Source organism: Streptomyces sp. G45 (assembly GCF_049542095.1).
In the GTDB taxonomy this organism is placed as follows: Bacteria; Actinomycetota; Actinomycetes; order Streptomycetales; family Streptomycetaceae; genus Streptomyces.
The window spans coordinates 1,133,196-1,159,354 of record NZ_JBMUZU010000001.1 but is presented as its reverse complement, the minus strand read 5'-3'; the positions used below and the strand labels follow the sequence as shown (position 1 = coordinate 1,159,354).

Here is a 26,159-nt window from a genome sequence, read left to right as displayed (position 1 = left end):
GTCACACCCCGCTCACCAGCACCACCTCCAGGGTGCGCGGCCCGTGCACGCCCTCGACCCGGTCCAGCTCGATGTCGCTGGTCGCGGACGGGCCGGAGATCCAGGTGAGCGGCCGGACCGGGTCGAGCCGTTCGAGGGCCACCGGGACCGACGCGACGACCTGGTCGGGGACGCGTACGACGCAGACGTGGTGGTCGGGCACGAGCGTGATGCGGCGGCGGCCCTGGTCGGGCGAGCCGTCCAGGACCAGCGTGCCGGTCTCGGCGATGGCCAGCGCGCAGCCCGTGACGACGCTGTCGGCCTCGTCCAGTTCCCGCGCGGTGGTGGCGGCGCGGTCGTGGACGCGGACCGGGTCGGCGTCCCTCAGCCACCACGGCGGCAGGCCGGGCGGCACGACCACCGTCCGCGCGCCCCGCTCGGCGAGCCGTCGCGCCAGCAGCCCCGGGAGGCCGTCCGCGTCCGTGCGGTGCACCAAGGCCCGGTAGTCGGCGAGGTTCCCGGCGAGCAGGTCGACGGTCTGCTCGGGGGTGCGCGTGCCGTGCTCGCGCAGATAGTCCCGGGGCACAGCGTCCTCGTACGCCTCCCGCGCACCGCTGGCCGTGGGGGCGAGGGCCCGTCTGATCCGGCCGAGGACCACCTCCCTGCCGCTCATGCCCCGCTCCCTTCGCCGCGGGTGCGCCGCCACCAGTCCCGGAACGGCTCGGCGGGCACCGGCGGCAGGTCCCGCGTCGCGGTCCACGCCCGGCCGGGGCCCGGCAGGGTGCGCGGGTGCAGGGCGCGGGTGCGCGCGGCGGCGCGCTGCCCGGCCCGCAGCACCCCCGGCCGCCGCAGCGCCCAGCGCGCCGCCCGCATGGCCGCCCGCTCCACCGCGTGCCCCTTCGCGGGCCGCACTGTCACCTTCACGCCGCGCCGCGTCACCTCGCCGCCCTGCACGACCCGCTCCCGCAGGTGCACCAGGACCTCCGGGATGTCGATGGCCACGGGGCACACGTCGTAGCAGGCGCCGCACAGGCTCGACGCGTACGGCAGGGACGCGTCGACCTCGCTGCCCGTGCCCCGCAGCTGCGGGGTGAGGATCGCCCCGATCGGGCCCGGGTACACCGAGCCGTACGCGTGGCCGCCCGCCCGCTCGTACACCGGGCACACGTTCAGGCAGGCGGAGCAGCGGATGCAGCGCAGGGCCTGCCGTCCCACCTCGTCGGCGAGGGCGTCGGTGCGGCCGTTGTCGAGCAGCACCAGGTGGAAGGCGCGGGGCCCGTCGGAGTCGGAGGTGCCGGTCCACATCGACGTGTACGGGTTCATGCGCTCGGCCGTCGACGAGCGGGGCAGCGTCTGGAGGAACACCTCCAGGTCCCGCCAGGTCGGCACCACCTTCTCGATACCGACGACGGAGATCAGGGTCTCGGGCAGCGTCAGGCACATCCGGCCGTTGCCCTCGGACTCGACGACCACGAGCGTGCCGGTCTCGGCGACCATGAAGTTCGCGCCCGAGATGCCGACCTTGGCGCGCAGGAACTTCTCCCGCAGATGCAGCCGCGCGGCCTCGGCGAGGTCGGCGGGCGCGTCGGAGAGGCCGTCGGGGGCGGGGCGGCCCCAGGCGGCCATCCGGTCGCGGAAGACGGCCTGGATCTCGCCGCGGTTGCGGTGGATGGCGGGGACCAGGATGTGGCTGGGCCGGTCCTCGCCCAACTGCACGATCAGCTCGGCCAGATCGGTCTCGTACGCGCGGATGCCCTCCGCCTCCAGGGCCTCGTTGAGGCCGATCTCCTGCGTCGCCATCGACTTGACCTTGACGGCCTCCCGCTCCCCGGTCGCCTTGACCAGGTCGGCGACGATCCGGTTGGCCTCGGCGGCGTCCCGCGCCCAGTGCACGGTGCCGCCCGCCGCGGTGACCGACTCCTCCAGGCGCAGCAGATGCCGGTCGAGGTGGCGCAGCGTCTCGTCCTTGATGCGTTTGCCCGCCTCGCGCAGCCGCGCCCAGCCGTCGAGTTCGGCGACGGCCCGGGCGCGCTTGTCGCGGATGGTGTGCGTGGCGTGGCGCAGATTGGCCCGCAGGGTCGCGTTCCCCACGGCCTCGCGGGCCGCCTCGGGGAACGCGGGGCGGCGGGGCGGGCCGGAGCCCGGCATGCCGAGGAAGGTGCCGCTCATGACCAGGGTTCCTCCTCGGTGCTCGCCAGGATCTCCGCGAGGTGCACGGGCCGCATCCGGGTGCGCAGCCGCGCCATGGTGCCGCCGATGTGGGTGAGGCAGGAGTTGTCGGCCGCGCACAGCACGTCGGCGCCGGTCGACTCCGCGGCGCGCACCTTGTCCGCGCCCATCGCGGCGGAGACGGCGGCGTTCTTCACCGCGAACGTGCCGCCGAACCCGCAGCACTCCTCCGCGCCGGGCAGCTCCACCAGCTCAAGCCCCCTGACCGCGCGCAGCAGCCGCGTCGGCCGCTCACCGAGGCCGAGGGCGCGCAGTCCGTGACACGTGGGGTGGTAGGTCACCCGGTGCGGGAAGTACGCGCCGACGTCCCCGACGCCGAGGACGTCCACCAGGAACTCCGTCAGCTCGTACGTCCTCGGCACCACCGGCGCCACGGCCGCCGCGAGGGAGCCGCCCCGCCCCTCCGCCCCGGCCCGCTCGCCCATGCGCGGATACAGCTCCCGCACCATCGCGGCGCACGACCCGGACGGCGTCACGATCGCCTCGTACTCCCCGAAGACATCGGAGAAATGCCGGGCCAGCGGCTCCGCCTCACGGCGGTATCCGGTGTTGTAGTGCGCCTGCCCGCAGCAGGTCTGCGCCATCGGGAAGTCGACGTCGACACCCAGCCTGGTCAGGAGTTTCACCACGGCACGGCCGGTGTCCGGGTAGAGCGTGTCGTTGACGCAGGTCAGGAACAGGGCGACACGCATCGCCGATCCCTCCTCACTCGGTCATCGGGTGGCTGCGAGGTACGCAGGGTACGTCGGCGCGAGGGGGTTGCGATACGTTGCCCGCACGGCCCACCCGGCCCGTCCCCCTGTCGCCGCCCTCCACCCCGGGAGCCCCGTTGACCGTCACCTACCGCCAGCCCGGAGTCGTCCTCACCGACCGCAGGTTCACCGTGCCGCTCGACCACGCCGACCCGGCGGGGGAGCGGATCGAGCTGTTCGCGCGGGAGTGCGTGGCGGCGGGCAAGGCCGACGCGGAGCTGCCCTGGCTGGTGTACCTCCAGGGCGGCCCGGGCTTCGGGGCGAACCGGTTCAGCGGCACCCAGGCCTGGCTCGGCCGCGCCCTGCGCGACTACCGCGTCCTGCTGCTCGACCAGCGCGGCACCGGCGCCTCCACCCCCGCCAACCGGCAGACCCTGCCGCTGCGCGGCGGCCCCCGCGAACAGGCCGACTACCTGGCGCACTTCCGCGCCGACGCCATCGTGCGGGACTGCGAGGCGATCCGCCGCGAGGTGACCGGCGGCGCGCCCTGGACCGTGCTCGGCCAGAGCTTCGGCGGCTTCTGCGCCACGCGCTACCTGTCGTCCGCGCCCGAGGGCCTGAGCGCGGCACTGATCACCGGCGGCCTGCCGACCCTGGACGGCCACGCCGACGACGTGTACCGCGCCGCGTACCCGCGCATGGAGCGCAAGTCCCTCGCGCACTACGCCCGTTACCCCCAGGACGTCGAGCGCGCCCGGCGGATCGCCGAGTACGTCGCCGAGCACGAGCCGGTCCTGCCCGGCGGCTACCGCTTCACCGTCGAGGCCTTCCAGTCCTTCGGCATCCTGCTCGGCGCGGGCGACGGCAGCGACCGGCTGCACTACCTCCTGGAGGACGCCTTCGTCCGCACGCCGTCGGGCCACGAGCTGTCCGACGCCTTCCAGGAGCAGGCCCACGCCCTCCTGTCGTACGCGGGCCATCCGCTGTACGCCCTGCTGCACGAGGCGTGCTACGCGCAGGGCGACCGGCCCACCGCGTGGTCGGCCGAGCGGGTGCGCGCCGAGTTCCCGCGCTTCGACGCGGGCAAGAGCCTCGCGGAGGGCGGGGCGCCGCTGTTCACCGGCGAGGCCGTGCAGCGCTGGATGTTCGACTGCGACCCGGCCCTGCGCCCGCTGCGCGAGACCGCGGACCTGCTCGCCGCCCGCGCCGACTGGGCCCCGCTGTACGACGCCGGGCGCCTCGCCGCGAACGAGGTGCCGGTGGCCGCGGCCGTCTACCACGACGACCTGTACGTCGACACCGCCGACGCGCTGCGCACCGCGCGCGCCATCCGGGGTCTGCGCACCTGGATCACCGACGAGTACGAGCACGACGGGCTGCGGGCCAGCGGGCCGCGGGTGCTCGACAAGCTGCTCGGCCTGGTGCGCGGAGAGGCCTGACGCCCCGGCCCGCTCAGGGGGCGGGCACGAAGGCGCGGCCCAGGTGGGCGGTGGCGAGCAGCGCCCGCCGCCGCCGTGCCGCCGCGAACAGCTCGTGGCGGCTGCGGCGGGCCCGCTCCCGGTCCCCCTCCAGGGCGTACCCCACGTCGGGCGCGACCAGCTGCACGGCGTGCACCAGGGCGTCCCCGGTGATCACCACGTCCCGGCGGCCGCCCTCGACGAGCACCGACTGGTGGCCCGGCGTGTGCCCGGGCGTGGGCAGCAGCGTCAGCCGCCCCCGGCCGCGCCGCAGCACATGGCGGCCGTCGACCTCGTGGAGCTGCCCGGCGCGGCGCAGCGGCTCGACGACGTACCCCCACGCGGAGTCGTCGGCGGCGAGCGCCGCAAGCTCCGCGCGCTGCACCAGATAGCGGGCGTCGGGGAAGAACGGTTCGCCGTCGGGCCCCACCGACCAGCCGTAGTGGTCCTCGTGGAGGTGGGTGAGGACGACGGTGTCGACGTCGCGCACGTCGATGCCCGCCGCGTCCAGCACCCGCGGCAGCCTGCCCGGCACCGGCGCCCACGGCGCCGCCGGGCTGCCGCTGGGCCCGACGCCGGTGTCGACGAGCGTGACCCGGCCGCCGGGGCGGCGCACCGCGAACACCCTAAAGGCCAGGCGCCAGCCGGTGTCCCCGTCGAACGCGCCCGGGTCGGCGCGCCGGGCCCGCTCCCACTGCTCGGGCGTGGCGTCGGGGAAGGCCCGCTCGCGGGGCAGCGGGAAGGGGCCCGCGGCGTCGAGCAGCGCCAGGACGTCGAGGTCGCCCGCGCTCCGGGCGCCCCGTGCCACGGCGGGGGCGCTCAGGGCGCCGAGCGCCGTGGCTGAGAGTGCCGCCGCCGCGCCGGTGAGGGCGCGCCGCCGGGGCGTCCGCGGGGACCACGTCATGGTCGTCTCCATCCCGTCTCCATCCTGTCTCCAGCCCAAGGGCCCGGTAGGTCCGAGGCGTCCGGTGGGGACGCACGGCCGATGCTCCCCGCGCCGCGGCGGCCCGGTCTTGTACTTTCTTGCGCGAGGGCGAGCGGGCCGCGCGACACCGTCGCGCGGAGGCCCGGTTGGGAGGCAGGGGCGTGGAGCGGCGGACACTGCTGAGCGACGACGACCTGTACCTCGCCGACGTGCGCTGCGAGGGCGCCCCGCACGGCTGGACGGCCCCCAGGCCCGCGGCCGTGTTCGGCCTCGTGCTGGTGCGCACGGGCGTCGTACGGGCCCGGGTGGACGGCGTCGAGCAGGTCATGGACCCGACGACCGTATTCGTGGAACGCCCCGGCGGGGAGCAGCAGTTCGCGCACCCGCACGGCGGCGACCGCTACACCGAGATCGTCGTCTCCGCACCGGCGCTCGCCGACCTGCTCGGCGGCGACCCCACCGTCCCGCAGGGCCTGGTCCGCGCCACCCCCGAGGCCGCGCTCGCCCACCGGCGCCTCCTCGCCGCCGCCGACCCCTTCGAACGCGCCGAGCGCACCGCCCTGTTCACCGGCGCCGCCCTCGCCCAGCTCGCCCCGGCCCGCGTCGCCCACGGCGTCCCGGCCGCGCCCGCCGCCCGGCGGCGCCTCGCCGACGCCGCCCGCGAGGCCCTCGCCGCCGACGCCCGCCTCAGCCTCGGCGACCTGGCGCGGCTGCTGCACTGCTCGCCGTACCACCTCAGCCGGGTCTTCCACGCCGTCACCGGCACCACGCTCGCCCGCCACCGCGGCCAGTTGCGCACCGCCGCGGCCCTGGACCGGCTGCTCGCCGGGGACACCGAACTCGCCGCGCTCGCCGCCGACCTGGGCTTCACCGACCAGGCCCATATGACGCGCGTGCTGCGCGCCCACACCGGCCTCGCCCCCGGGCGGCTGCGCGCCCTGCTGGGCGGCCCCGGGGCCGGGCGGGCGCGGCGCGGCTAGGCTGCGGGCATGACCGAGCCGCAGAACAGCGCCACCGCGCCCGTCCAGCTCCAGCCGATGCCCGAGGACTGGCAGCGGGCCCTGGCCGTCGTCGCCCACCCCGACGACCTGGAGTACGGCTGCTCCGGCGCCATCGCCTCCTGGACGGACGCCGGACGCGAGGTGACGTACCTGCTCGCCACCCGGGGCGAGGCAGGGATCGACACCCTGCCGCCCGCCGAGGCCGGGCCGCTGCGCGAGCGCGAACAGCGCGCCAGCGCCGCCGTCGTCGGCGTGGACACCGTCGAGTTCCTCGACCACAGGGACGGCGTCATCGAGTACGGCACGGCGCTGCGCCGCGACATCGCCGCCGCCATCCGCAGGCACCGGCCCGAGCTGCTCATCACGCTCAACTACCAGGAGACCTGGGCCGGGACGCACTGGAACACCCCGGACCACGTCGCCGTGGGCCGCGCCACCCTCGACGCCGCCGCCGACGCGGGCAACCGCTGGATCTTCCCCGAACTCGCCGAGCGGGGCCTGGAGCCGTGGGGCGGGGTGCGCTGGGTCGCCGTGGCCGGGTCGGACACGCCGACGCACGCGGTGGACGCGCGGCCCGGCATGGAGCGCGCCATCCGGTCGCTGCTCGAACACCGCGCCTACCTGGAGGCCCTGACCGACGAGGACCCGGAGAAGTACTGCCGGGGCTTCCTCACCGGGTTCGCCGAGGAACTGGCGCCGCGCTTCGGCGGGACGCCCGCGGTGACCTTCCAGCTGTTCGCCCGCTGACGCCGTCACGGCCACGGGCCGGGGTGCGGGTTTGACATCACGCGTTGCCGATTCTGCAATGGGCGCATGGCACCCCGAAGCAGTCACGGAAACCGTCACGAAGGCAGTCAGGAAGACAGTCAGGAAGACCGTCACACCCCCGAGGGGGACGGCGGCGAGACCGACAAGGTGCTGACCGCCGTCGGCCCCCGCCTGCGGAAGATCCGCAAGGAGCGCGGCGCGACGCTCGCCGAGCTGTCCGCCGCCACCGGGATCTCCGTCAGCACCCTCTCCCGCCTGGAGTCCGGCGGCCGCAGGCCCAGCCTCGAACTGCTGCTGCCCATCGCCCGCGCCCACCAGGTGCCGCTCGACGAACTGGTCGGCGCCCCGCCCGTGGGCGACCCGCGGGTGCGGGCCAAGCCCATCGTCCGCTACGGCCGCACCATGGTGCCGCTGACCCGGCAGCCCGGCGGCCTCCAGGCGTACAAGGTCATCGAGCCGCAGCGCTCGGTGGAGCCCGACCCCCGCACCCACGAGGGGTACGAGTGGCTGTACGTCCTGTCCGGGAAGCTGCGCCTCGTCCTCGGCGAGCACGACGTGGTCCTGTCCGCGGGCGAGGCCGCCGAGTTCGACACGCGCGTACCGCACTGGTTCGGCTCGACCGGCGAGGGGCCCGCGGAGTTCCTGAGCCTGTTCGGGCCGCAGGGGGAGCGGATGCACGTGCGGGCCAAGCCGCGGGCGAGGTCCGCGGCCCGCGACTGACGAGGCGGCCGAGGGCCGGGCGGGGGCCCCGACGCGAGGTTCCCCTGGGGCAAGCGACCGCTTAGTATGCATCGCGGTACGGTCCGCTACACCCCGTGGAGGCCCCGCATGCGCGCATGGCAGGTACACCGGAACGGCGAACCGGGGGAGGTGATGCGGCTCGTCGAGGCGCCCCGGCCGGTGCCCGGCGACGGCCAGGTGCTGCTCAGGGTCCGCGCCGCGAACGTCAACTTCCCGGACGCGCTGCTGTGCCGGGGCCAGTACCAGGTCACCCCGCCGCTGCCGTTCACCCCGGGCGTGGAGATCTGCGGGGAGACCGAGGACGGGCGGCGCGTGATCGCCAACCCGGCGCTGCCGCACGGGGGGTTCGCCGAGTACGCCGTCGCGGACGCCGCCGGGCTGCTGCCCGCGCCGGACGCCCTCGACGACGCGGAGGCCGCCGCGCTGCACATCGGCTACCAGACCGGCTGGTTCGGACTGCACCGCCGGGCCGGGCTCCGGGAGGGCGAGACCCTGCTTGTGCACGCGGCGGCGGGCGGCGTCGGCAGCGCGGCCGTGCAGCTCGGCAAGGCGGCGGGCGCCCGCGTCATCGGCGTGGTGGGCGGCGCCGACAAGGCCCGCGTCGCCCGCGCGCTCGGCTGCGACGTGGTCGTGGACCGGCGCGCGGCCGATGTCGTCGCGGCCGTGAAGGAGGCCACCGGGGGCCGCGGCGCCGACGTGGTCTACGACCCCGTGGGCGGCGCCGCGTACGCCCAGTCCGCCAAGTGCGTGGCCTTCGAGGGCCGTATCCTCGTCGTCGGCTTCGCGAGCGGCAGCATCCCGTCGCCCGCGCTCAACCACGCCCTGGTGAAGAACTACTCCATCGTCGGGCTGCACTGGGGCCTGTACGCGACCAAGGACCCGGCGTCCCTCGCGGACTGCCACGAGCGGCTCACCGAACTCGCCGCCAAGGGCGCCATCAAGCCACTCGTCAGCGAGCGGGCGCCCCTCGCCGACGCGGCCGCCGCCGTCCAGCGCGTCGCCGACGGCACCACCACCGGCCGCGTGGTCGTCGTACCCGAGGGAGCCGCCGCGTGAGCGTCGACGCCACCGAACTCGTCATCCGCGCCCAGGAACTGCTGCGCGCGCACCCGCCCGCCGAGACCCCGCGCACCGAGTTCCTGCGCGCCCGCTTCGACGCCGGGCTCGCCTGGGTGCACTACCCCGAAGGGCTCGGCGGCCTCGGCGCGCCCCGCTCCCTCCAGGCCGTCGTGGACGCCGAACTGGAGGCCGCGGGCGCCCCCGACAACGACCCGCGGCGCATCGGCATCGGGCTCGGCATGGCGGCGCCCACGCTCCTCGCGTACGGCACCGACGAGCAGCAGCGGCGCTTCCTGAGGCCCCTGTGGACCGGCGAGGAGGTGTGGTGCCAGCTGTTCAGCGAGCCCGGCGCGGGCTCCGACCTCGCCGCCCTCGGCACCCGCGCGGTACGCGACGGCGACACCTGGGTGGTCGACGGGCAGAAGGTGTGGACGTCCAGCGCCCACGTCGCCCGCTGGGGCATCCTCATCGCCCGCACCGACCCGGACGCCCCCAAGCACCGCGGCATCACCTACTTCGTGTGCGACCTGACCGACCCGGGCGTCGAGGTGCGGCCGCTGCGCCAGATCACCGGCGAGGCCGAGTTCAACGAGGTCTTCCTCACCGGCGTCCGCGTCCCCGACAGCCACCGCGTCGGACCGGTCGGCGAGGGCTGGAAGGTCGCGCAGACCACCCTGATGAACGAGCGCGTGTCCATCGGCGGCATGCGCCTGCCGCGCGAGGGCGGCATGATCGGGCCGGTCGCCCGGGCCTGGCGCGAGCGGCCCGAGCTGCGCACCCACGACCTGCACCAGCGCCTGCTCACGCTGTGGGTCGAGGCCGAGGTCGCCCGGCTCACCGGCGAGCGGCTGCGCCAGCAGCTCGCCGCGGGCCAGCCGGGCCCCGAGGGCTCCGCCGTGAAGCTCGGCTTCGCCCGGCTCAACCAGGAGATCAGCGCCCTGGAGGTGGAACTCCTCGGCGAGGATGGCCTGTTGTACGACGACTGGACGATGCGGCGGCCCGACCTGGTCGACTTCGTGGGGCGCGAGGCGGGCTACCGCTATCTGCGCGCCAAGGGCAACAGCATCGAGGGCGGCACCAGCGAGGTGCTGCTGAACATCGTCGCCGAGCGCGTGCTCGGCCTGCCGCCGGAGCCCCGCACCGACAAGGACGTCCCCTGGAAGGAACTGAGCCGATGACGGCGCCGAGCGCACTGCTCTACACCGAGGAGGAAGAGGCGCTGCGCGCCGCCGTGCGCGCCCTCCTCACCGACCGCTGCGACGCCGCCGCCGTCCTCGCGCACACCGAGTCCGACCGGCCCCACGACCGCGAGCTGTGGAAGGCGCTCACGGACGGCATGGGGCTCGCGGGCCTGCTGGTCCCCGAGGCGCTCGGCGGACAGGGCGCCACGCACCGCGAGGCCGCCGTGGTCCTGGAGGAGCTGGGGCGCGCGGTCGCGCCGGTGCCGTACCTGACGAGCGCGGTCATCGCGACCGAGACCCTGCTGGCCTGCGCCGCCGGGACGGGCGCGGGCGCGCACGACGTGGCCGACGCGGCCTCCGGGCTGCTCGCCGAGCTGGCGTCGGGCCGGGTCGTCGGCGCCCTCGCGGTGGGCTTCGCCACGGCGCCCGGCGCCCCCTTCACCGTCGTGCGCCACGAGGGCGGCGCCGTGCACGGCGAGATCACCGGCGTCGCGGACGCGGCCGCCGCCGACGTGCTGCTGGTCCCCGCCGACGGCGGCCTGTACGCCGTGGACACCGCCCAGGACGGCGTCCGCGTCACCGCCCGCACGTCCCTGGACCGCACCCGGCCGCTCGCCGCGGTCGCCTTCGACGGGGCCGCCGCCCGGCTGCTCACCGCGGACGCGGACGGCGCCGTGCGCCTGGGGCTGCGCGCCGGGGCGGGGCTGCTCGCCTCCGAGCAGCTGGGCCTCGCCGAGTGGTGCCTGACCGAGACCGTCCGCTTCACCAAGGAGCGCCACCAGTTCAACCGGCCCGTCGGCTCCTTCCAGGCGCTCAAGCACCGGCTCGCCCAGGTCTGGCTGGACGTCGTCCGCACCCGCGCCGCCGCCCGCCACGCCGCCGACGCCCTGGCCACCGGCAGCGACGAGCCGGACCTCGCCGCCGCCCTCGCCCAGGCCCACGCCGCCCCCGTCGCCGTACGCGCCGCCGAGGAGGCGCTCCAGCTGCACGGCGGCATCGGCATGACCTGGGAGCACCCCGTCCATCTGTATCTCAAGCGCGCCAAGGCCGACTCGATCGCCCTCGGCACCGCCGGGCGGCACAAGGAGGCCCTGGCCCGGCTGCTGGCCCTGCCGATGCCCTGACCTGCTACGAGGCCGAAAGCCGTAGGGCACCCCAGGCTTACGCACCCATTACTTGAGGCATAATTGCGAGCTGTTCGCAATAAGGACTGATCTTCAGTAGGGGTGTGGAGCATGAGGGCCCGATCCATACGGACCACGGGCGCGGTCGCGGCGACCGCCGCACTGGCGGTCGCCGCCTCGGCCTGTTCGAAGCCGGACGACGGCAAGGGCGCGGACGGCGCCAGAGACTCCGCGGTCGTCGGCATCGCCTACGAGCCCGAGACCCTCAGCCCGCTCCTCGGCTACGGCAAGGACGGCAACTCCAAGATCTTCGACGGGCTGCTCACCCACGACGCCGATATGAAGCTGAAGCCCGCGCTCGCGGCGAAGCTGCCCCAGGTCGGCGACGGCGGCAGGACCTACACCTTCGAGCTGCGCAAGGGCGTCAAGTTCAGCGACGGCAAGCCCTTCACCGCCAAGGACGTCGTCTTCACGTACGAGACGATCCTCGACAAGAAGACCAACAACGCCTCCAAGACCGAGCTGGACGCCCTCAAGAGCGTCGAGGCCAAGGGCGACGACCGCGTCGTCTTCCACCTCAAGTACCCCTACGCGCCGTTCGCCGAGCGCACCGTGCTGCCCATCGCCCCCGAGCACATCGCGGGCAAGCAGGACGTGAACACCGGCGACTTCTCCACCAAGCCCGTCGGCACCGGCCCGTACGAGCTGGTCAAGTGGTCCAAGGGCGAGAAGATCGTCTTCAAGGCGAACCCGGACTACTGGGGCGGCGCGCCGAAGATCAAGAAGTTCACCATGGCGATCATCAAGGACGACGACGTGCGCGCCACCCGGCTGCGCTCCGGCGACCTCGACGGCGCCATCCTGCCGCCCAACCTCGCCAAGACCTTCGCCTCCGACGGCGACAAGAAGACCTACGCTGCCAAGACCTTCGACTACCGCGTGGTGACCCTGCCGACCGGCAACAAGGTCGCGGGCGACACCGCCGTGCGCCGCGCCCTGGACATCGGCGTGGACCGCAAGACCATGGTCGACTCCATCCTCGACGGCGCGGGCAAGGAGGCCTACGGGCCCGTCCCGACGGACAGCCCCTGGTTCACCAAGGGCACCGAGCGGAAGTTCGACGCCGCCAGGGCCAAGAAGATCCTCGACGACGCGGGCTGGAAGCCCGGCAAGGACGGCGTCCGCGAGAAGGACGGCGTCAAGGCCAGCTTCCCGCTGTGGTACCTCACCGGCGACAAGCTCCGCCAGGAGCACGCGCTCGCCTACGCCTCCGACGCCAAGAAGCTCGGCATCAAGATCGAGGTGCAGTCCGGCACCTGGGAGGTCATCGAGCCGCGCATGGCCAAGGACGCCGTCCTCGCGGGCGGCGGCTCCCCGGCCGACCCCGACTTCGACCAGTACACGCTCCTGAAGTCCTCCCTCGCCGGGGACGGCTTCAACAACATGGCGCACTACGACAACCCCAAGGTCGACCGGGCCCTGGAGGACGCCCGCAAGAGCGGCGACCGCGCCGAGCGCAAGGCCGCGTACGACATCGTCCAGCGCGAACTGGTGAAGAACCCCGGCTACACCTTCCTCACCCACATCGACCACCTGTACGTGGTGAACACCTCCTTCGGCGACCTCACCACCCAGGTCGAGCCGCACGACCACGGCCTGGCCTCCGGCCCGTGGTGGAACGTCGAGGACTGGCAGCCGAAGAAGTGACGACCGCGCTCGACAAGCGGCGCTCCCAGGGGACCCGCGCCCGGCGGGTCCCCTGGGGGCCGATGGCGCGGCTCGTGGCACGGCGGGCGCTGTTCGCCGTGCCCGTGCTGCTCGTCGTCACCTTCGGCGTGTTCGCCGTCGCCGAGGCCTCGCCCTTCGACCCCGTCAAGGCGTACGCGGGCACGGCCGGGCTCACCGCCTCCCAGGAGAACCTGGACCAGCTGCGCGCCAACCTCGGCGTCGACAAGCCGCTCGTCGGCCGCTGGTGGGACTGGCTGACCTCCGCGGTCCAGGGCGACCTCGGCGACTCCAGCACCCTGCGCCAGCCCGTCGCCGACGCCATCGGCGAGCGCATCGGCTGGTCCGTGCTGCTCGCCGCCACCGCGTTCGTCCTCGCGATCCTCGTCGGCACCGCCCTCGGCGTGCTCGCCGCGCGCCGCCCCGGCGGCTGGCTCGACCGGGGCGTCACCTCCCTCGCGTACACCCTCGAAGCCGCCCCGCCGTTCTGGCTCGGGCTGCTCGCCATGTGGCTGTTCGCCCTGAAGCTCGACGTGCTGCCCGCGGGCGGGCTCACCGACACCGCCAGCACCACCATCACCTTCGACCAGGTCATCAGCCATCTGGCGCTGCCCGCCGCGGTCCTCGCGGTCTCCCAGCTGCCCTGGTTCGTGCTGTACGTGCGCCAGGGCGTCGGCGACGCGCTCGGCGACGACCCGGTGCGCGGCGCCCGCGCGCGCGGCCTGGCCGAGCGGACCGTCCTGCTGAAGCACGCCTTCCGCTCCGGGCTGCTCCCGGTGCTCACGCTCATCGGCTCCCGCGTGCCCGAACTCATCACCGGGGCGCTGCTCGTGGAGACCGTCTTCAGCTGGCCCGGCATCGCCGCCGCCACCGTGGGCGCCGCCACCTCCGTGGACTTCCCGCTGCTCGCCGCGCTCACCGCGCTCGCGACGGCCGCGGTGCTCCTCGGCAACCTCCTCGCGGACCTGCTGTACGGGCTCGCCGACCCGAGGGTGGGATTCGATGGCTGAGACCACTTGGCGCCCGGCCTCCGCACGGGGGGCGGGGAAGGCCAGCACGTCGAGGGCGGCCACGCGCGCCTGGCGGGTGTGGAGCTCCGCCGCGATCGTCGCGGCGGTCGTCCTCGCCGTCCTGATCGTGCCGCCCGTCGTCGACCTCGACGAGCAGGCAGTGCACCTCGCCGACAAGCTTCTGCCGCCGTCCCTCGACCACCCCTTCGGCACCGACGACGTCGGCCGCGACCTGCTGGTCCGCTGCGTGTACGGGCTGCGCGTGTCGCTGCTCGTGGGTGTGGTCGCCGCCGTCGTGGCCACCGTCGTCGGCACCGCCGTGGGCGCGCTCGCCGCCGCGTCCGGCGGCTGGGTGGACCGGATCGTGATGCGCCTGGTCGACGTGTTCTCCTCGGTGCCGCACCTGCTGCTCGGCATCTTCATCGTCGCCATGTTCCGGCCCGGGGTGTGGCCCGTGGTGATCTCCGTGGGGCTCACCCACTGGCTGTCCACGGCCCGCATCGTCCGCGCCGAAGTGCTGTCCCTGCGCTCACGGCCCTTCGTCGACGCGGCGATCTCCGGCGGCGCCTCGCGCTGGCGCGTCACCGTGCGCCACCTGCTGCCCGCCGTGCTGCCGCAGGCCGGGCTCGCCGCCGTCCTGATGGTGCCGCACGCCATCTGGCACGAGTCCGCCCTGTCCTTCCTCGGCCTCGGCCTGCCCTCGCACCAGGCGAGCCTCGGCACGCTCGTGCAGGGCGCCCGCGGCTCGCTGCTCGCGGGCGACTGGTGGCCGACGCTGTTCCCCGGCCTGTTCATCATCGTGCCCACCCTGGCGATCGCGGGCCTCGCGGGCGCCTGGCGCGAGCGGATCAACCCCCGCCGCCGATCGGAGCTGATGCTGTGACCTCTGGGAGCCCCGTCCTTTCCGTACGCGGTCTTTCCGTGCGCTTCCGCATGCGCGGCGGCGCCCACGTCGCCGCCGTCACCGACGCCCGCTTCGACCTCGCCGCCGGGGAGTGCCTGGCCCTCGTCGGCGAGAGCGGCTGCGGCAAGTCCGTGCTCGCCTCCGCGCTGCTCGGCCTGCTGCCCGACAACGCCGAGACCGCCGGGTCCGCGCTGCTCGGCGACCTCGACCTGCTCACCGCCGACGAGCGCACCCTGGCCCGCACCGTGCGCGGGCGGCGCGTCGGTCTCGTACCGCAGAGCCCCGCCGCGCACCTGACGCCCGTGCGCACGGTGCGCTCCCAGCTGGAGGAGACCCTGCGGGAGCTGACGGGCGTGCGCCGCCCCCAGGTCCGCGCGGCGGCCGAGGCCGCCGCCGAGCGCGCCGCCTTCCCCCTCGGCCACCTCGACCGCTACCCGCACGAACTCTCCGGCGGCCTCGCCCAGCGCGCCGCCACCGCGCTCGCCCTCGTCGGCGACGCGCCCCTGCTGCTCGCCGACGAGCCCACCACCGGACTCGACCGCGACCTGGTCGACCGCACCGTCGACGAGCTGCGCCGCCACGTCGGCGACGACCGCGCGCTGCTGCTGATCACCCACGACCTGGCGGCCGCCCGGCGCATCGCCGACCGCGTCGCCGTGATGTACGCCAGCCGCGTCGTGGAGATCGCCGACGCGGACGAGTTCTTCGGCGAGGCGGGCCCCCGGCACCCGTACGCGCGCGGGCTCCTGAACGCCCTGCCCGAGCGGGAGTTCACCCCCATCCCCGGCATGCCGCCGGAGCTGTCCGCGCTCCCGGAGGGCTGCGCCTTCGCGGCGCGCTGCGACCGCGCCGACGCGGCCTGCGCGCGCGTGCCCGCCCTCGACGGCACGGGCGCCGCCTGCCACCACCCGGTCACCGCCGCGCTGGAGGCCCCCCGTGCTTGAACTGCGCTCCCTGACCGCCGGGTACGACCGCCGCGACCCCGTCGTCCGCGACGTCAGCCTCACCGTCGCGCCCGGTGAGGCGGTCGGCCTGCTCGGGCCCAGCGGCTGCGGCAAGTCGACGCTCGCCCGCGTCGCGGCGCTGCTGCACCAGCCCGACCGGGGCCAGGTCGTCATCGACGGCGAACCCGCGCGCGGCTGGCGCCACCGCGCGCCGCGCGCCCAGCGCACCGCGTTCGGCGTCGTCTTCCAGCAGCCGCGCCTGTCCGCGGACCCGCGCCTGACCCTCGCCCAGATCGTCGCCGAGCCCCTGCGGGCCACGGGCCGCGCCGCGGACGTCCCCGCCCGCACCGCCGAACTCGCCCGCGCCGTCGGCCTCGGCGACGACCTGCTCGGCCGCCGCCCCCACGAGGTCAGCGACGGCCAGCTCCAGCGCGCCTGCCTGGCCCGCGCCCTGGTGCTGCGCCCGCGCTGGCTGATCTGCGACGAGATGACGGCGATGCTGGACGCCTCCACGACGGCGGCCCTGGTGGCGGCCGTGGAGCGGTACCGCGCCGACAGCGGCGCGGGGCTCCTCGCGGTGGGCCACGACAAGGTGCTGCTTGAGCGGTGGTGCGACCGGACGGTGCACTGGGAGGAGTTGGGCGCCGCCGCGTGAGGCCGGGGCGCGGCACGGACAACCGTCTGCGGGGCACGGGCCGAGGCACCGGCAACTCCGTGGGGGGGGCACGGGCCGCGGCACGGAAATCCCGGTGCGGTGCACGGGCCGCGCTCGCTACGGTGGGACGCGTCCAGGTGCGAAGGAGCGGGCTACTTCGTTTCGGGAACGGGTGGTCGCGGGTTCGAGTCCCGTCGTCGGCTTCGGGTCGGCGTAGCTCAGTGGCAGAGCGCCATGTCGCCCGCACCGGCTCTGACCTCTGGACACCGGACGCGAGCCGTCCGCCCGCGGGGGACGTCGGGGCGGGCGGCTTCGTCGTACCGCGGCCCGCCACGGCGGGTTCGTGCGCGCGGACGCTCCCCTCCACCACGAGCCCGGCTGTCCTCGCCTGAGGCAGGGCGGTCGCCCGCGCCCGGCACCGTGACGTCGCCTCCGTTAACTCCCCGGCCACTCGGGTTTCCCGGGACGGTCGTAGCCTCACTGTCCAACGAGGCCACGACCGCGCGCCCGCCGTGCGGAGACGCCCACCGACACGACTTGGGGAGATGACCCATGGCCAGTGTGTCCCGCCGCAGAGCCCTGACCGCGCTGGGCGCGGCCGTCGCGGCCACCGCCGTCGCGCCCGGCCCGGCGCACGCCGCCGAACCGGCCCCGCACGCGCGGCCCGCTCGGCCCGCCAGGCCCCTGGCCCAGGCCCACGCGCACAACGACTACGAGCACCGGCGCCCCCTCCTCGACGCCCTCGACCACCGCTTCACCAGCGTCGAGGCCGACATCTACCTGGTCGACGGCGACCTGCTGGTCGCCCACGACCCGCAGGACCTCGACCCGGCCCGCACCCTCCGGACGCTGTACCTGGACCCCCTCGCTCAGCGCGTGCGCGCCCACGGCGGCGCTGTGTACCCGCGCTGGAAGGGCGAGTTCCAGCTCCTCGTCGACATCAAGGCCGACGGCGAGGCGGCCTACCAGGAGCTGGACCGCGAACTGCGGGCCTACCCGGACCTGTTCACCTCCTACCGACGGGGCCGGGTGCGCCGCTCCGCCGTCACCGTCGTGGTCTCCGGCGACCGCGCGGCCCGCGGGCCGATGGAGGCGCAGACCGAGCGCCGCGCCTTCTACGACGGCCGCCTCTCCGACCTCGGCTCCGCGGCGCCCGCCTCCCTCATCCCGCTGATCAGCGACAACTGGTCGAACAACTTCGGCTGGCAGGGCGTCGGCGCGATCCCGGCGGCGCAGCGCGCCAAGCTGCGCCGCATCGTCTCCGACGCGCACGGGTGCGGGCAGCGCGTCCGCTTCTGGAGCACGCCCGACACGCCGGGCCGCGCCCGCGAGGCCGTGTGGAACGAACTCCTCGCGGCGGGCGTCGACCACCTGAACACCGACGACCTCGCCGGGCTCCGGACGTTCCTCGACGCCCGCCGCCGGTAACGGCCCGGAGGTCAACTCACCGCCAGGACCACCCGTCCGGCGGACACGCCCCTCACTCGGACAAACCCTTCGCTACGCCACACTTGCGGCCGAAAGCCGCGGTGTGGACGTGGCGGAGGAGGTCCGTGATGGCCATTTCGATTTCCGTGGGACTGCTGCTGCTGATCATCGCGGTGGTCCTGCTGCGCAGCGGAGGCATGAAGGTGTCGCACGCCGTGGTGTGCGGCCTGCTCGGCTTCTATCTGGCGGGCACCAGCGTGGCGCCCACCATTCACGACGGCCTGACGGCCACGGCGGACATCGTCAGCGGCATCCGGCCCTGACGCCGGGGCACCGGCGTCAGCCAGGGGGGCGCGGCTAGGCGCGGGAGAAGATCCCGATGCCGTTGGCCACCGCGCGCTCGGTGCCGTCGCTCGGGTGGTTGCGCGCCGTCGCGGCGGGCGCGCCCGGGTCGCGGAGCGCCAGTGTGCTCGACCCGCCGCCGTCCAGGCTGAAGCCGTCACGTGCCCCCAACGCGCCGAGGGCACGGGCCACTTCGGCGATGGTCAGCCCGGTGCGGAACTCGCGGGCACCGTCGAGCACCAGCAGCACCAGGCGCTTGCCGCCGTCGGAGATCCCCGCGGCGGAGCGCACCGCGGACGTGCGGTCGTCGAGGCCCGGCAGGGCAGCGCCGTCGCGCAGCAGCGGATAGCCGCCCACCGCGAAGCGGTACGGGATCCGGGACCCGGCCGCCACCAGGCGGTGCCGCACGTGCACCCGCTCGCCGACCGACAGCTTGCGCAGCCACTGCGCGCCCGCCTCCCGGCCCACAAGCACCGTGGTGCCGTGCGCGATGGCACCGCTCCCCGGCACGTCGGACCGCGCCACGACCCGGCCGCGCCGCAGCGTCACCTCGTGGGTGTCGGCGCTGCACGGCGCGCCCCGGTCGGTGTCGGTGCCGCAGGTGGCCCGCACCCGCGAGGTCACGCCCCAGTCGCTGGTGAACGCCCCCACCGAACCCACCGGCAGCGCGTACTGGTTGAGCCCGCCGAGCGGCAGCCGCCCCGCGCGGGCGCGGATCCGGCCGTCGAGGGCCAGGCGGTCCAGGCGGGCCCGGCCGTCGGCGCCGACGCCGAGGACGTCCTCGGTGGTGGTGCCGGGCGGCAGCGCGGGGCCGAAGCGCTGGCCGTTCGGGACGGCCGCCTTGAGGGTGCGGCCGAGGGCGATCGCGGGGCCGACGGGGGCGCCAGTCGCCTCCACGCCCGGGTGCTGGGCCTCGGAGATGTTGAAGAAGTCGCCGTTGACCCCGGCGACCGCGCCCGCGCCGTCCGCCATCGCCGACACGGTCCGCCGGGCGCCGACCGCGCCCGGGTACAGCAGCCCGGTGCCGACCCGGTGGTCGGACAGGTCGACGTCCAGGACGTGCGCGTGCGCGGTGCCGCGGGCGGCGGGGATGTCGAACTCCCGGTAGGTGACGCCCGGGGCGACCTCGGTGCCGTGCGCCGGAGCGGCGCTGGCCGGTGCCGACCCGACGAGGGCGGCACCGGCCAGCGTACCGAGGGCCGTGAGGACGGCGAGCGCCCCACGGGCCGCTCTGAACCGTCCGCTGCGCTGCGCGCGTCTGTGCTGCGTTCCCTGGAGCGGCGGTCGGGTCACAGTCCCCCCTCGTGTCGGACCTGGCGTCGCGCGGGCCGTCCAACTGTGGCAGCGGTGAGGGGAGTTGACCAGAAGGCGGAGTGGCTACGTCCCGACCAGCCGGGAACGGATGAGGAAACGCACACCCTCGGGGGCCTCCAGCGAGAAACCGCTGCCGCGGCCCTCGACCACGTCGACGATGAGCCGGGTGTGGCTCCACACCTCGTACTGGCTCCTGGACATCCAGAACCGTACCGGCTCGGCCACGCCGTCCACGGCGAGCGACGCGAGCAGCACGTCGGAGTCACCCGTGCGGAACTCGCCGTCCGGATAGCACATGGGCGCGCTGCCGTCGCAGCAGCCGCCGGACTGGTGGAACATCAGCGGGCCGTGGGCCGCGCGCAGCCGCCGCACCAGGTCCGCGGCGGCGGGCGTCAGCTCCACGGGCGGACTCGCGGGCGGGGTGTCGGCGCGGGGGGCGGTGTCGGCCATGGGCGGTCGGCCTCCTGACGGGACGCGGGCGCTGGACCCTCGTTGGCGCAGCGGGGACAGTCAACACCCCCGCACGTTGCGAGGAGGTTGCAGGGGGTGCGTCCGCGCCGCTGGTCAGGTCCGGCCGGGGCCGCCGCTGCCGAACGCGCCGCTTGACCCCGGCGACCAGCGCTTCGGCTCCTGGTCGTCGCTGCGCTTGCTGCCGATCGTGCCCTGGCCCTTGAGCTGGTACGGGGTCAGCGGGGTCCCGTCCTGGGGGACCTCCTCCGGCTCGCGCGCCTCGCGGACCTCGCGGACCGGACCCCCGTCGGGCAGGCGCGGCTGCTCCTCGGGGCGCGGCCGGGGCGGCTCCCGCCTGCGCACCCGGATGCCGAGCCAGACGGCCCAGGTGAGCGCGGCGGCGATGACGAGGCCGATGAGGAAGGGCGCGAGCCCGCCGAGCGGAACCGAGTCGGCGAGCAGGCTGCCGTCGGACGTGGTGGGTACGTGTGCTGCGGTCATGCGCCGTCGGGTACCCGGTGGGCGGCGGCCCACGCCGTGCGTTCGGCGGCGGCCGACGGCGTCGGACGACGGCCGCCGCGGCGGGGGTCACCCGGCCTTGCCGCCCGCGAGCGGCGGCGTCGGCATGCCCGCGCCGTGCCGCATGCCGTGCAGCAGTTCCTCGACCGCCGTGAGGGCCGAGTGCTCGGGCCGCCAGCCGAGTTCGTCCCCGGCCCGTGCGCAGTCCATCAGCGGCAGCCTGAGCACCGCGTCGAACAGCTGCGGTGACGCCGGGACCAGGCGCAGCCCCCACGCGGCGGCCAGCGCGGCGCGGGCCGCGCCGCGCGGCAGCCGCACCCGGCGCGCCCCGAACCGCTCGGCGAGCACCGCGGCGTCCAGCGGCGGATCGGCGGCCAGGTTGAACGCGCCGCGGGCCGAGCCGAGCACGGCGAGCCGGTAGGCCCGCGCGGCGTCCTCGGTGTGCAGGGCCTGGACGCGCAGCCCCGGCACGTCCGGCAGTACCGGCAGCAGATCGGGCCTGGCCAGCGGCCCCGGGGCGCGGCGGCCCGCGAACAGGCGCCGCTGCTGGCTCGCGGACTCCTCGCGGAAGAGGAACGCGGGCCGCATCCGCACCACCCGCATCGCCGGGTGCTCCCGCTCGAAGGCGTCAAGGGCCCGCTCCAGATAGGCCTTCTCACGGCAGTACGCCGCCTCGGGCCAGCCGTGCGTGGGCCAGGACTCGTCCACGGCACGGTCCTTGGGGCCGGGGGAGTAGGCGCCGACCGACGAGGCGTGCACGAGCGCGGGCACCCCCGCGGCCGCGGCGGCCCGGAAGACCTCGACGCTGCCGAGCACATTGGTGCGCCACGTCGTCGCCGGGTCCCGCGCGGGCTGGAGCCGCCAGGCGAGGTGGACGACGGCGTCGGCGCCCGCGAAGTGCTTGACGAGGCGGTCCTGCGCCGCCACGTCGGCGACCACCCACTCGGTCTTCGGCGGGTGCCAGTCGGGCGTGCGGCGCGCGATGCCCACGACGGTGTCCACCGCGGGCTCCTCACCCAGCTGCCGTACGAGGCTGGTGCCGACGTTGCCGGTCGCGCCGGTCACCACGACGCGCAGGTGGTCGGGCCGTGCGGGTGGGGTGGTCATGTGAGCTGCTCCCTTCCGCCCATCGGCCGTCCGTCCCTGGTCCTGCCGTCCCTCGTCGCGGCGCGCAGGGCGAACGTGTGCCCCGCGGGGTCGCAGTACAGCCGGACGTCCTGGCTGTCGTCGCTCGGGTTGGTGTCGACGGGGCGGGCGCCCCGCTTGACGGCCTCGCGCTCCGCCGCGTCCATGTCCGGTGCGGCGACGAGGAGTTCGAGGTGGGTCTGGTGCGCGTCGTCCGGGCGGGGCCAGCTCGGCGGGGTGAAGCCGGTGTCGCGCCGGAACCCCATGCGCGTACCGGACTCGCCGGTGATCTCGAAGCGGTCGGTGCTCGGGTTGAACGCGATCTCGCCGCCGAGCAACGCGCCGTAGAACTCGGCCAGGTCCTCGGGGTCGCGGCAGTCGAGGACAAGGATTCCTGCGTCGACGATGGCCATGGTCTCCCTCGCTCTTGTCTTCGGCCCGCGCCTGCGGCGGATGCGGGCCGAAGGCGGGGCGGGGCGCGCGACGGGTACCCCGATCGGGGCGGACCACGTCACGCTCGTGGCGCCCGGCGCGTTTGCCGCGTCCCGCCCGGGGGACCCGGGGCCGCGGCTGGGAAGCCATGGGGAGTGAGGAACTCCGGGCGCGCGGCCGGGGAGCACCGGGCTCCGCGCCCGGAGCGCGGACTCGCTCCCGGCGCCTTCCGCGCGTCCCGCGCGCGCCGGGCCCGTACGCGCGGCGCGCGGTCCACGGGGGCGTTCCGAGCCGGGTTCGACGAAGGGGGCAGTGATGGAGATTTCCGGTCTCATCAGCGCGATCGTGATCGGCGCGGTCATCGGGGTGCTCGGGCGGCTCGCCCTCCCCGGACGCCAGCGCATCGGCGTGCTGTGGACCATCGTCATCGGCATCGTGGCGGCGCTCGTCGGCACGGCCGTCGCGTCCGGCCTGGGCGTGGCCGACACCGAGGGCGTCGACTGGGCCGAGTGGCTCATCCAGATCGGGCTCGCGGCCCTGGGCGTGGCCGCCCTGTCGCGGGTGAAGCTGCGCCGCTGAGGCCGCCGCGGCCGGATGTGCGCCCGGACGGTTGCCGATCCGGGGCCGCGGGAGTGTCATGGCCGGGTACCCGCGCGCGAGGGCGGGCACAGGAGCCCGCGTGTGAGGGCGCGCACAGGAACGGAGGCACGCCGTGACTCTGCCGAAGTACCGCACCGGCGGCCCGCTGGACCCTTGCCACGGGCCCGGACACGGCCTCGGGGACCCCTGCGCCGAACTGGAGCACCTGTGGCGCGACCTGGGCCGAGCCTTCCGGCACCCGCTGTCCTCCGCGTGGGCGGGCGGCGGATGGGTCCCGGCGGTGGAGGAGGACGAGACCGACGACGCGTACGAGATCCGGGCCGAACTCCCCGGCGTACCACGGGAGAACATCACCGTGGACATCGACGCCCATGAGCTGCGCGTCTCCGGTGAGCTGGACGAGGAGCGCCGGGAGCGCACCACCCTGGCGCGCCGCGGCGGGCGCTTCTTCTACCGCACCAGCCTGCCCGGTGACGTGGACGGCGACCGGGTCGAGGCGGAGCTGACCCACGGGGTGCTGCGCATCCGGCTGCCCAAGGCGGGCGGCTCGAAGCGGCGCCGCGTCCCCATCGGCGGCGAGGACTAGCGGAGCAACGGGGGAGATGACCAGCGGCCGTCCAACCGCCGTGGCGCCGGGCGCTCACCTCAGGGGCCCGGGCGGCAACTCCCGCACAGGCCCCACCAGATGATCTCGGCCTCGTCGATGCTGAAGCCCCGGTCGTCGTCGAGCTGGAGGCAGGGGGCGCGGCCGACGCCGCAGTCGATGTCCTCGATGCGGCCGCAGGAGCGGCACACCAGGTGGTGGTGGTTGTCGCCGACGCGGAGTTCGTAGCGCGCGGGGGAGCCCGCCGGTTCGATGCAGCGGATCAGCCCGGCCTGGGTGAGGTCGTCGAGCACGTTGTACAGGCCCTGCCGGGACAGGGCGACGGGGGGCTCGCGGCCCGCCGTGACGCCGATGCGGCTCTCCAGCTCGGCCGCGGTGGAGTGCGGGTGCCCGCGCAGGGCGGCCAGGACGGCGCGGCGCTGCGCCGTGCTGCGCAACCCCCTGGCCCTGAGCAGCTCCGCCGCTTCCCGGTCCATGGCGCGACCCCCCTTTCCGTCGTCGAAGTCTAACGGGATCACCTCGGACGGCCCGGAGTGAGCCGATCCTAGAATTGACTCTGTCCAATCTAGCCGGTTACCGTCGGATGCGACGACGGGCCGCCGACCGAGCGGCCGCCGGAGCCGGGCGGAGTCCGGCCCCCGTCGCCGTACCCGACCCCACTCCTCGCGTGGCGCGCCGACCGGACCCGCCGGTCCGCAGGGCCGCCGTGCCCGCACGCGGCGGCCGACGGCACGCCACGACGTCCGACGGAGTTCCACGAAAGGCCCCTCATGAACTGCTACGACTGCGCCCTCGACGGCGGCGGCGCCAGCGCGGGCATCGGCATCTGCAGCCGCTGCAACCTGGCCGTCTGCGCCGACCACGCCCGGGTCACGCCGGTCCTGGTGCACCGGTCCGCGGGCCTCGGCAGGGCGACCGCGGACCGGCCGGGCCGCCGCGTCGTCTGCGGGACCTGCCACGCGGCGGAGGCGGCCGCCTGACACGGCTGGCCTCCCCGGGGGTCCATCGCGCCCTCGCTGACGGGCGCGCTACCGGTCCTGCGACAGCGCCAGCATCTCCGCGAACGTGCCGCCCGCGTGCACCAGGTCCTCGTACCGGCCCTGCTCCGTGACCCGGCCCCGCTCCATGACCACCACGTGGTCGGCGACCTTGGTGTTCTCCAGGCGGTGGGTGACGACGATGGTGATGCGGTCGGCGGCGATCGCCTTGATCCGCTCGAAGATGCCGTGCTCGCCGCGCGGGTCCATCTGCGAGGTCGGCTCGTCCAGGATCAGCAGCTCCGGGCGCCGGTACAGGGCGCGAGAGCAGGCGAGCCGCTGCCACTGGCCCCCGGACAGCTCGGCGCCCCCGAAGTACTCCCGGGCGAGCAGCGTGTCGAGCCCGTCCCGCAGGTCCTCGACCGCCCCGCGCATGCCGACCGCGTCGACCGCGTCCCACACCGGCCCGTCGTCGAAGGTACGGGGCTGCCCGAGCGTCACGTTCTCCCTGACCCGCAGCGGCCACTGGGCGAAGATCTGCGGGACCAGGCCGGTGCAGCGCCACACCGAGTCCGGGTCGACCCGGGCGAGGTCCGTGCCGTTCCACGTCACCCGGCCCTTGTCGGCCAGGTAGATCCCGGTGATCAACCGGGTCAGGGTGCTCTTGCCGGAGCCGTTCACGCCGACCACGGCGAGGATCTGCCCGCGCCGCAGGGTCAGCGACACGCCGTCCACGGCGGGCCTCTCCTTGCCCGGGTAGCGGTAGCTGACCTCCTCCAGGCGGATCTCCTCCACGGGCGCCCGGAGCGCGAGCGCGCCCCGCCGCGGTGCCCGCCGCGCCGCGTCGTCGAAGAACGCCTGCATGTCGCTGAGGTACAGGCTCGTGTGGAAGACGGCGGCGCCGTTCACCACCACCTGGGACAGCGCGGCCAGCGTCGTCTGCACGGCCACGACCGCCGTGGCGGCGACGGCGAGCGCGACCCGCCCCGTCACCGCGAGCCAGGCCAGCACGGCCCAGGTGGCGACCAGGAACAGGCCCCCGACCACCGACGACACCAGGGCGATCCGCAGGGTGCGCGGCGCGGCGGTCAGGGTGCGCTCGTCGACCCGCGAGGACAGCGACCGGTACCAGAACAGCAGATAGCCGGTCATGCCGTTGGCGCGGACCTCGTCGGCGTACTTCGGCGTGGTCGCCCACCAGCGCATCATGCCGCGCACATTGCGGTCGGCGACGTTCGCGTAGTGGATCTCGTAGTCGACGCGGGCCGTGAGCACCGCGCCGACGCCCGCCGGGAGCACCGCGAGCAGCAGCAGCGGCAGCATCAGCGGGTTCAGCACCGACAGGACGCCGCTCGCCGTGACCAGCTTCACCAGGGCCGCCAGGAAGCGCTGCGCGTCCGCGACCATCACATGGGTGCGCAGAACGCCCATCTCCGCGGCCTCCTGCCGGTCCGCGAAGCCCTCCGCCGCGTACGCCGCCGCCTCGACCCGGCACACCGCCTCGACGAGCGCGGTGTCCATGGCGGACGTCAGCTTCGGCGTGACGCGGCGCTCGGCGTACGTGGCGAGCGCCGCCGACGTCCGGGCGAGCGCCGCCGCCCCGGCCGCCACCAGCAGCGCGGGCAGCGCCGCGTCCAGGCGGTCGCCCACCGCGCCGCCCCCGAGCAGCGGGCCCATGGCGCTGGCGGTCGCCGCCAGCAGCACCGCGGCGGCCACCCCGGTGACGAGCTGGCAGGCGAGCAGCAGCAGGACGGCCCGGCGGTCGATGTCCCAGGACAGCCGGACGATGCGGCGCAGCACGGACGGCAGCTGCGCGCAGAGCTTGCGGAACGACACGGCGCCGAGCGGGTTCACGGAGAACTCCCCGCTGTAGCGGATCTCGGCGGGCGGGGGCGGCGGCGGGGTGAGGGTGCGCGCTTCTTGGGGATCCACTGAGGTCAACTGCTCTCCTGCGTTCGTGGGCGGTGGGCCGGG

General features: G+C 75.2%; 28 protein-coding genes. 17 read left to right on the top strand and 11 right to left on the bottom strand.

The genetic code is table 11. From position 1 onward, the window contains the following. Position 1: 1 nt before the first annotated feature. Genes ACOBQU_RS04850 through ACOBQU_RS04840 form a run of 3 tightly spaced genes read right to left on the bottom strand, consistent with a single transcriptional unit; the run spans position 2 to position 2,900 of the window. Positions 2 to 652 carry a LutC/YkgG family protein gene (locus ACOBQU_RS04850; protein WP_423624662.1) on the bottom strand — a complete coding sequence of 217 codons (651 nt, stop codon included), beginning with the start codon at positions 650 to 652 and terminating at the stop codon, positions 2 to 4. Then, a complete protein-coding gene (locus ACOBQU_RS04845; RefSeq protein WP_423624661.1) occupies positions 649 to 2,148 on the bottom strand; it encodes a lactate utilization protein B in 1,500 nt (499 codons plus the stop codon). The genes ACOBQU_RS04850 and ACOBQU_RS04845 overlap by 4 nt, the downstream gene beginning before the upstream one ends. Then, a complete protein-coding gene (locus ACOBQU_RS04840) occupies positions 2,145 to 2,900 on the bottom strand; it encodes a (Fe-S)-binding protein (protein WP_423624660.1) in 756 nt (251 codons plus the stop codon). Before ACOBQU_RS04840 ends, ACOBQU_RS04845 begins: the two co-directional genes overlap by 4 nt. Before the next feature lie 137 nt (positions 2,901 to 3,037). On the opposite strand from ACOBQU_RS04840, the gene ACOBQU_RS04835 reads away from it, so the two are divergent. Next, a complete protein-coding gene (locus ACOBQU_RS04835) occupies positions 3,038 to 4,339 on the top strand; it encodes an alpha/beta fold hydrolase (protein ID WP_423624659.1) in 1,302 nt (433 codons plus the stop codon). A 13-nt stretch (positions 4,340 to 4,352) separates the two neighbouring features. On the opposite strand, the gene ACOBQU_RS04830 is transcribed toward ACOBQU_RS04835, so the two are convergent. Next, a complete protein-coding gene (locus tag ACOBQU_RS04830) occupies positions 4,353 to 5,261 on the bottom strand; it encodes an MBL fold metallo-hydrolase (RefSeq protein ID WP_423624658.1) in 909 nt (302 codons plus the stop codon). A gap of 182 nt (positions 5,262 to 5,443) precedes the next feature. Here ACOBQU_RS04830 and ACOBQU_RS04825 point away from each other — a divergent pair, with 182 nt between their 5' ends. The 13 genes from ACOBQU_RS04825 (at position 5,444) to ACOBQU_RS04765 (ending at position 18,145) form a co-directional block, all read left to right on the top strand. Further along, entirely contained in the window at positions 5,444 to 6,262 is an 819-nt protein-coding gene (locus ACOBQU_RS04825; protein ID WP_423624657.1) for a helix-turn-helix transcriptional regulator, read from the top strand. Between the two features lie 9 nt (positions 6,263 to 6,271). Beyond that, positions 6,272 to 7,030 (top strand): PIG-L deacetylase family protein, encoded by a 759-nt coding sequence (locus tag ACOBQU_RS04820; protein WP_423624656.1) that lies wholly within the window; start codon positions 6,272 to 6,274, stop codon positions 7,028 to 7,030. 66 nt (positions 7,031 to 7,096) lie between these two features. Next, positions 7,097 to 7,771 carry a helix-turn-helix domain-containing protein gene (locus ACOBQU_RS04815; RefSeq protein WP_423624655.1) on the top strand — a complete coding sequence of 225 codons (675 nt, stop codon included), beginning with the start codon at positions 7,097 to 7,099 and terminating at the stop codon, positions 7,769 to 7,771. 108 nt (positions 7,772 to 7,879) lie between these two features. Continuing rightward, positions 7,880 to 8,848, top strand: coding sequence for an NADPH:quinone oxidoreductase family protein (locus ACOBQU_RS04810; protein WP_423624654.1), 969 nt, complete (start codon positions 7,880 to 7,882; stop codon positions 8,846 to 8,848). After that, positions 8,845 to 10,029 carry an acyl-CoA dehydrogenase family protein gene (locus tag ACOBQU_RS04805; RefSeq protein ID WP_423624653.1) on the top strand — a complete coding sequence of 395 codons (1,185 nt, stop codon included), beginning with the start codon at positions 8,845 to 8,847 and terminating at the stop codon, positions 10,027 to 10,029. The genes ACOBQU_RS04810 and ACOBQU_RS04805 overlap by 4 nt, the downstream gene beginning before the upstream one ends. Further along, positions 10,026 to 11,156: an acyl-CoA dehydrogenase family protein gene (locus ACOBQU_RS04800; protein WP_423624652.1), complete on the top strand. Its 1,131-nt coding sequence runs from the start codon at positions 10,026 to 10,028 to the stop codon at positions 11,154 to 11,156. The genes ACOBQU_RS04805 and ACOBQU_RS04800 overlap by 4 nt, the downstream gene beginning before the upstream one ends. 111 nt (positions 11,157 to 11,267) lie before the next feature. Then, the gene (locus ACOBQU_RS04795) at positions 11,268 to 12,863 is read left to right on the top strand and encodes an ABC transporter substrate-binding protein (RefSeq protein WP_423624651.1); all 1,596 of its coding nucleotides are present in this window, start codon (positions 11,268 to 11,270) and stop codon (positions 12,861 to 12,863) included. 62 nt (positions 12,864 to 12,925) lie between these two features. Further along, entirely contained in the window at positions 12,926 to 13,891 is a 966-nt protein-coding gene (locus ACOBQU_RS04790; protein ID WP_423634254.1) for an ABC transporter permease, read from the top strand. Then, complete coding sequence (locus tag ACOBQU_RS04785; protein WP_423624650.1) at positions 13,884 to 14,774, top strand: ABC transporter permease; 891 nt, start codon at positions 13,884 to 13,886, stop codon at positions 14,772 to 14,774. Before ACOBQU_RS04790 ends, ACOBQU_RS04785 begins: the two co-directional genes overlap by 8 nt. After that, the gene (locus ACOBQU_RS04780) at positions 14,771 to 15,739 is read left to right on the top strand and encodes an ABC transporter ATP-binding protein (RefSeq protein ID WP_423624649.1); all 969 of its coding nucleotides are present in this window, start codon (positions 14,771 to 14,773) and stop codon (positions 15,737 to 15,739) included. The genes ACOBQU_RS04785 and ACOBQU_RS04780 overlap by 4 nt, the downstream gene beginning before the upstream one ends. After that, positions 15,732 to 16,394, top strand: coding sequence for an ABC transporter ATP-binding protein (locus tag ACOBQU_RS04775; RefSeq protein WP_423624648.1), 663 nt, complete (start codon positions 15,732 to 15,734; stop codon positions 16,392 to 16,394). Before ACOBQU_RS04780 ends, ACOBQU_RS04775 begins: the two co-directional genes overlap by 8 nt. A gap of 552 nt (positions 16,395 to 16,946) precedes the next feature. Beyond that, on the top strand, positions 16,947 to 17,822 hold the full coding sequence (locus ACOBQU_RS04770) for a phosphatidylinositol-specific phospholipase C/glycerophosphodiester phosphodiesterase family protein (protein ID WP_423624647.1): 876 nt from the start codon (positions 16,947 to 16,949) through the stop codon (positions 17,820 to 17,822). Positions 17,823 to 17,950: 128 nt separating this feature from the next. After that, positions 17,951 to 18,145, top strand: coding sequence for a hypothetical protein (locus ACOBQU_RS04765; RefSeq protein ID WP_423624646.1), 195 nt, complete (start codon positions 17,951 to 17,953; stop codon positions 18,143 to 18,145). Between the two features lie 34 nt (positions 18,146 to 18,179). On the opposite strand, the gene ACOBQU_RS04760 is transcribed toward ACOBQU_RS04765, so the two are convergent. From ACOBQU_RS04760 to ACOBQU_RS04740, 5 genes are all read right to left on the bottom strand, one after another. Beyond that, on the bottom strand, positions 18,180 to 19,457 hold the full coding sequence (locus ACOBQU_RS04760) for a phosphodiester glycosidase family protein (protein ID WP_423624645.1): 1,278 nt from the start codon (positions 19,455 to 19,457) through the stop codon (positions 18,180 to 18,182). A gap of 84 nt (positions 19,458 to 19,541) precedes the next feature. Beyond that, positions 19,542 to 19,928, bottom strand: a complete 387-nt coding sequence (locus ACOBQU_RS04755) for a DUF779 domain-containing protein (protein ID WP_423624644.1) — start codon at positions 19,926 to 19,928, stop codon at positions 19,542 to 19,544. Positions 19,929 to 20,042: 114 nt separating this feature from the next. Next, entirely contained in the window at positions 20,043 to 20,429 is a 387-nt protein-coding gene (locus ACOBQU_RS04750) for a DUF6479 family protein (RefSeq protein WP_423624643.1), read from the bottom strand. Positions 20,430 to 20,516: 87 nt separating this feature from the next. After that, positions 20,517 to 21,554 carry an NAD-dependent epimerase/dehydratase family protein gene (locus tag ACOBQU_RS04745; protein ID WP_423624642.1) on the bottom strand — a complete coding sequence of 346 codons (1,038 nt, stop codon included), beginning with the start codon at positions 21,552 to 21,554 and terminating at the stop codon, positions 20,517 to 20,519. After that, positions 21,551 to 21,985, bottom strand: coding sequence for a VOC family protein (locus ACOBQU_RS04740; protein ID WP_423624641.1), 435 nt, complete (start codon positions 21,983 to 21,985; stop codon positions 21,551 to 21,553). The genes ACOBQU_RS04745 and ACOBQU_RS04740 overlap by 4 nt, the downstream gene beginning before the upstream one ends. A 334-nt stretch (positions 21,986 to 22,319) precedes the next feature. Here ACOBQU_RS04740 and ACOBQU_RS04735 point away from each other — a divergent pair, with 334 nt between their 5' ends. After that, positions 22,320 to 22,583 (top strand): GlsB/YeaQ/YmgE family stress response membrane protein, encoded by a 264-nt coding sequence (locus ACOBQU_RS04735; protein ID WP_423624640.1) that lies wholly within the window; start codon positions 22,320 to 22,322, stop codon positions 22,581 to 22,583. Positions 22,584 to 22,716: 133 nt separating this feature from the next. Further along, a complete protein-coding gene (locus ACOBQU_RS04730) occupies positions 22,717 to 23,190 on the top strand; it encodes an Hsp20/alpha crystallin family protein (RefSeq protein WP_423624639.1) in 474 nt (157 codons plus the stop codon). Between the two features lie 59 nt (positions 23,191 to 23,249). Here the strand turns inward: ACOBQU_RS04730 and ACOBQU_RS04725 are convergent, their stop codons facing one another. Then, on the bottom strand, positions 23,250 to 23,684 hold the full coding sequence (locus tag ACOBQU_RS04725; protein ID WP_423624638.1) for a Fur family transcriptional regulator: 435 nt from the start codon (positions 23,682 to 23,684) through the stop codon (positions 23,250 to 23,252). Between the two features lie 294 nt (positions 23,685 to 23,978). On the opposite strand from ACOBQU_RS04725, the gene ACOBQU_RS04720 reads away from it, so the two are divergent. Beyond that, positions 23,979 to 24,188, top strand: a complete 210-nt coding sequence (locus ACOBQU_RS04720; protein ID WP_423624637.1) for a DUF2180 family protein — start codon at positions 23,979 to 23,981, stop codon at positions 24,186 to 24,188. A gap of 48 nt (positions 24,189 to 24,236) precedes the next feature. Here the strand turns inward: ACOBQU_RS04720 and ACOBQU_RS04715 are convergent, their stop codons facing one another. Continuing rightward, positions 24,237 to 26,126 carry an ATP-binding cassette domain-containing protein gene (locus tag ACOBQU_RS04715; protein ID WP_423624636.1) on the bottom strand — a complete coding sequence of 630 codons (1,890 nt, stop codon included), beginning with the start codon at positions 26,124 to 26,126 and terminating at the stop codon, positions 24,237 to 24,239. Positions 26,127 to 26,159 lie beyond the last annotated feature (33 nt).